This is a genomic window from Streptomyces cacaoi (genome assembly GCF_006539165.1).
Lineage (GTDB): Bacteria > Actinomycetota > Actinomycetes > Streptomycetales > Streptomycetaceae > Streptomyces > Streptomyces cacaoi.
The window spans coordinates 1-4,871 of record NZ_BJMM01000126.1; the positions used below are offsets into that span (position 1 = coordinate 1).

At 70.6% G+C, this 4,871-nt stretch carries 4 protein-coding genes; 2 read left to right on the forward strand and 2 right to left on the reverse strand.

Annotated features, from left to right (window positions below; all coding sequences use genetic code 11):
- A partial coding sequence (locus tag SCA03_RS34375; protein ID WP_141275882.1) for a transketolase-like TK C-terminal-containing protein occupies nucleotides 1–1,857 on the forward strand: 1,857 nt, incomplete at its 5' end.
- Nucleotides 1,858–2,027: 170 nt separating this feature from the next.
- On the opposite strand, the gene SCA03_RS34380 is transcribed toward SCA03_RS34375, so the two are convergent.
- Together SCA03_RS34380 and SCA03_RS34385 are read right to left on the reverse strand one after the other, a co-directional pair.
- Nucleotides 2,028–2,132 carry a methionine/alanine import family NSS transporter small subunit gene (locus SCA03_RS34380; RefSeq protein WP_078874093.1) on the reverse strand — a complete coding sequence of 35 codons (105 nt, stop codon included), beginning with the start codon at nucleotides 2,130–2,132 and terminating at the stop codon, nucleotides 2,028–2,030.
- Nucleotides 2,132–3,691 (reverse strand): sodium-dependent transporter, encoded by a 1,560-nt coding sequence (locus SCA03_RS34385; RefSeq protein WP_051846128.1) that lies wholly within the window; start codon nucleotides 3,689–3,691, stop codon nucleotides 2,132–2,134. The genes SCA03_RS34380 and SCA03_RS34385 overlap by 1 nt, the downstream gene beginning before the upstream one ends.
- An 80-nt stretch (nucleotides 3,692–3,771) precedes the next feature.
- Here SCA03_RS34385 and SCA03_RS34390 point away from each other — a divergent pair, with 80 nt between their 5' ends.
- Entirely contained in the window at nucleotides 3,772–4,767 is a 996-nt protein-coding gene (locus SCA03_RS34390; protein WP_030891545.1) for a helix-turn-helix transcriptional regulator, read from the forward strand.
- The last annotated feature ends 104 nt before the right edge of the window (nucleotides 4,768–4,871 follow it).

Here is a 4,871-nt window from a genome sequence, read left to right on the forward strand (position 1 = left end):
GCCAACTTCAAGATCGTCCAGGAGCTGGAGGCCCAGTTCCGCGCCGCCGGCTGGAACGTCGTCAAGTCCCTGTGGGGCAGCGCATGGGACGAGGTGTTCGCGCTGGACACCACGGGCGCGCTGACGCGCCGGCTGCGCGAGGTGCCGGACGCGCAGTTCCAGACGTACGCGACGCGGGACGCGGCCTACATCCGTGAGCACTTCTTCGGCGCCTCGCCGGCGCTGACCGAGATCGGCAAGCTGCTCACCGACGACAAGATCACCGAGCTGTTCAAGACCTCGCGGGCCGGGCACGAACCGCGCAAGGTCTACGCGGCGTACAAGGCGGCCGTGGAGCACAAGGGCGCGCCGACGGTGATCCTGGCGCAGACCGTCAAGGGCTGGACGCTGGGCCCGGGCTTCGAGTCGCGCAACGCCAACCACCAGATGAAGAAGCTCACCGGCAAGGAGTTCCGCGCCATGCGGGACCTGCTGGAGCTGCCGATCCCGGACAGCGAGCTGGACGACGAGCTCGTCCCGTACGCGCACCCGGGCGCCGACTCCCCCGAGGTCCGCTACCTCCAGGAGCGCCGTGCCGAGCTGGGCGGTCCGGCCCCGGCCCGCAAGGTGCACCCGGTGGGGCTGCCCGCGCCGGCCGAGAAGCCGTTCGACGCGCTGAAGAAGGGTTCCGGCTCGCAGGAGATCGCCACGACCATGGCGTTCGTCCGGCTCGTCAAGGACCTGATGCGGGAGAAGGAGACGGGCCGGCGCTGGGTGCCGGTCGTCCCGGACGAGGCGCGCACCTTCGGCATGGAGTCGCTGTTCCCCTCGGCCGGTATGTACTCGCCGCTGGGCCAGACCTACGACCCGGTCGACCGCGATCAGCTGCTGTACTACAAGGAGTCCCAGGACGGCCAGATCCTCAACGAGGGGATCACCGAGGCCGGTTCGCTGGCGGACTTCACGGCGGCGGCCACGTCGTACGCGACGCACGGCGAGCCGATGATCCCGTTCTACATCTTCTACTCGATGTTCGGGTTCCAGCGCACCGGTGACCAGTTCTGGGCGCTCGCCGACCAGTTGGGCCGCGGCTTCGTCATCGGCGCCACCGCGGGCCGGACCACGATGACCGGCGAGGGCCTCCAGCACGCCGACGGCCACTCGCCGCTGCTGGCCTCGACCAACCCGGCCGTCGTCGCCTACGACCCGGCGTTCGCCTACGAGGTCGGCGCGATCGTCAAGGACGGTCTGCGGCGCATGTACGGGCCCGACGCGGACCAGCAGGAAGACATCTTCTACTACCTGACGGTCTACAACGAGCCGAAGGTGCAGCCCGCACTGCCCGAGGGCGTCGACGAGGAGTCCATCGTCAAGGGCCTCTACCGCTTCCGGGCGGCCGAGGGCGCGGCGGCGGACGCCCCCCGTATCCAGCTGCTGGCCTCGGGCACGGCGATCCACTGGATCCTGGAGGCCCAGCAGATCCTCGCCGAGCGCTGGGGCGTGGCGGCCGATGTGTGGTCGGCGCCGTCGTGGACGGAGCTGCGCCGCGAGGCGATGGAGTGCGACGCCGCCGCGCTGCGCGGTGAGCAGCGGGTGCCGTATGTGACCCGTGCCCTGGAGGGCGCGCCGGGCCCGGTGCTGGCGGTCAGCGACTGGATGCGCGCGGTGCCGGACCAGATCAGCCAGTGGGTCGAGCAGGACTGGAGCTCGCTCGGCACCGACGGCTTCGGCCTGTCGGACACCCGCGAGGCGGCCCGCCGGCACTTCGGTGTGGACGCCCAGTGCGTGGTCGTCTCGGCCCTCGCACAGCTCGCGCGGCGCGGTGAGGTCAAGCAGGAGACCGTGCGTCAGGCCGCCGAGGAGTACGGGCTGGCCTGAGCAGCCGGGGCCCTCCGCGGAGGGCCCCGCGTACAGCGGAGACGGCGGTGCGCCGGGCGGGATGAGGATCCGCCCGGCGCACCGCCGTTCCGTTGTTCTGTTGTCGCGCTGTCCTCGGCGTTCCGCCGCTGCGCCGGGGGCGGGGCTCCGGTGCCCCGCCCCCGGCCGGCTCAGCCCTGGTCGGGGTGGCGGCGGAGGCGGAGGATCGCCAGGAGCAGCCCGCCCCAGACGATGGCCATGGCGAGGATCATCATGACGATGGCTCCGGTGGACATCAGTGCACCTCCCCCGCGTTGTCGGCTTCCGTGGCCCGCGGGTTCCCCGCGGCGTCGGTCTTCTCCACGTCCGAGTCGGGCGCGTCGCGCCAGGGGATGAACGCGAGCACCACGCCCACCAGCAGCGCGCCGCCGGCCACGCCCCAACCGGCCCAGCCGAGGAAGGTCGTCGAGTACCCGCCGTAGTTCTCCTCGAACTCGGCACGCAGGCTGTCGACCATCATCCAGCCGAGGACGATCGGTGTGATCACCCCGAGGCAGACGCGCCACCACAGGCCCAGCTTGACCGCGGAGGTCTCGTCCGCGTGCGCCTGGAACTGGTGGAGCCGGCGCAGCACCCAGCCGACCACGACGAGGAACACCAGCGCGGCCAGTGCGATGCCGTACTGGTTGATGAAGTGGTCGCAGCTGTCGAGGATCGCCAGGCCCACGTCCGTCGGGAAGACCAGGAGCGAGACGACGGCGCTGAAGCCGCCCACCACGGCGACGACGGGCACCCGGCGCGCACCGGTGCGGTCCTGCACGGCCGAGATGATCACCTGGACGATGCTGATCAGCGAGGTCAGTCCGGCGATCGCCAGCGAGACGAAGAACAGCACACCGAACAGGGCACCCGCGGGCATCTCCGAGATGATCGCCGGGAAGGCGATGAAGGCCAGGCCGACGCCGTCGGTGACCACCTTGTCGATGCCCACGCCCTGGGCCTGCGCCATGAAGCCGAGGGTGGAGAAGACCCCGATACCGGCCAGGATCTCGAAGGAGCTGTTGGCGAACCCGGCCACCAGCGCGGAGTTCGTCAGATCGGCGCGGCGCGGCAGATACGAGGCGTAGGTGACCATGATGCCGAAGCCGATGGACAGCGAGAAGAAGATCTGTCCGTAGGCGGCCACCCAGACACTGCCGTTGGTCAACTGGCCCCAGTCCGGCGAGAAGAGCGCGTCCAGGCCCTTCGCCGCGCCGTCCAGGGTGACCGCGCGGACGACGAGCACCACGAAGAAGACCACCAGGAGCGGGATGAAGATCTTGTTCGCCCGCTCGATGCCCTTGCGCACGCCCAGCCCGAGGATGACGAGCACGATCACCCACACCGCGAGCAGCGGCCAGAACACTCCGCCGACCCAGGAGCTGGGCAGCCCGACGTCCGGCGCCGAGTGCAGGAAGTCGCTGGAGAAGAACTTCTCGGGCTCCTTGCCCCAGTCCTTGCCGAAGGAGAAGCCGGCGTACCGGACCGCCCAGGCGACGATCACCGCGTAGTACGAGGCGATGACGAAACAGATCGCCACCTGCCACCAGCCGATGGCCTCGGCGGGCCGCGTCAGCTGGCGGAAGGCGGCCGGTGGTGACTTTCTGAAGCGTCTCCCGATCGTGTACTCCAGGATCAGGAGCGGTAGGCCCGCCGTGAGCAGCGCGATGAGGTACGGCAGCAGGAAGGCCCCGCCGCCGTTCTTGTACGCCTCGGCGGGGAAACGCCAGATGTTGCCGAGGCCGATGGCGGAGCCGATGGCCGCCATCAGGAACCCGGCGCGGGACCCCCACTGTTCCCGCTCTTGGTTTTGCAGAGACATAGCAGTTCCTTTATCGCTGTACAACTCGCGGAACGCTAACAGCGGCCTGGGGAACGGGCAGCAGAATGTTCAGTATGCGAGCGTCCCGCCTGATCAAGATGGTGCTGTTGCTCCAGTCACGACGCGAGATGACTGCTGCTGAACTGGCGGCGGAACTGGAGGTGTCCGAACGTACCGTCGCCCGCGATGTCGCGGCACTGTCCGAGGCGGGTGTTCCTGTCTACTCCGACCGTGGCCGCACCGGCGGGTACCGGCTCGTCGGCGGCTACCGGACCCGGCTGACCGGCATGGGCCGCAGCGAGGCCGAGGCCCTGTTCCTGTCCGGGGTGCCGGCGGCGCTGCGCGACCTGGGTCTGGCCGACGCGGCCTCGGCCGCCCGGCTGAAGGTGTCGGCGGCGCTGGATCCCGCGCTGCGCGATGTGCACGACAGCACGGCACAGCGCTTCCATCTGGACGCGCCGGGCTGGTGGCAGACGCCCGGCACCCCGCCGCTGCTGCCGGCCCTCGCGGACGCCGTCTGGTCCGACCGGCGCGTCGACGTCCGCTACCGCCGCCGGGACGCCGAGGCGGAGGTCGAGCGCCGGCTGGAGCCGTACGGGCTCGTCCTGAAGGCCGGGCTGTGGTACCTCGCCGCGCGCCTCGCCGGACCGGCGGAGGTGCCCGAGGACCGGCAGTGGCGGGTCTACCGGGTGGAGCGCTTCGGCGAAGTGGCCGTCCTCGACGAGCGCTTCCGGCGGGACGAGCGGTTCGCCCTCGCCGACTTCTGGGCGGACCGCGCGGCCGGCTTCGCCCGGGCCCTCCTCCGCGAGGAGGTGACCCTCCGCCTCACCGACCGCGGCACCCGCCGGCTGCGGCACGTCACCGACCGCAGGGCGGCCGAGGAAGCGCTGGCGGACGGCGTCGTCGACGACCGGGGGCGCACGACGGTCACCCTCCGCGTGGAGAACGAGGAGGTCGCCTACAGCCAGCTGCTGGGCCTGGGCCCCGAGTGCGAGGTCCTGGCCCCCGAACCTCTGCGCACCCGCTTCGCCGAATCAGCCCGCAGAACAGCCGAGTTGTACACCACCTGACCCCTTTCTTGATCAGCTTTCCCGACCGGGTTTCCTGGTCGGCTTTCTTGACCAGCAAGAGGCACGATCACGGCAACCAGGGCGCCCCGGAGCGGGGGTCTCCC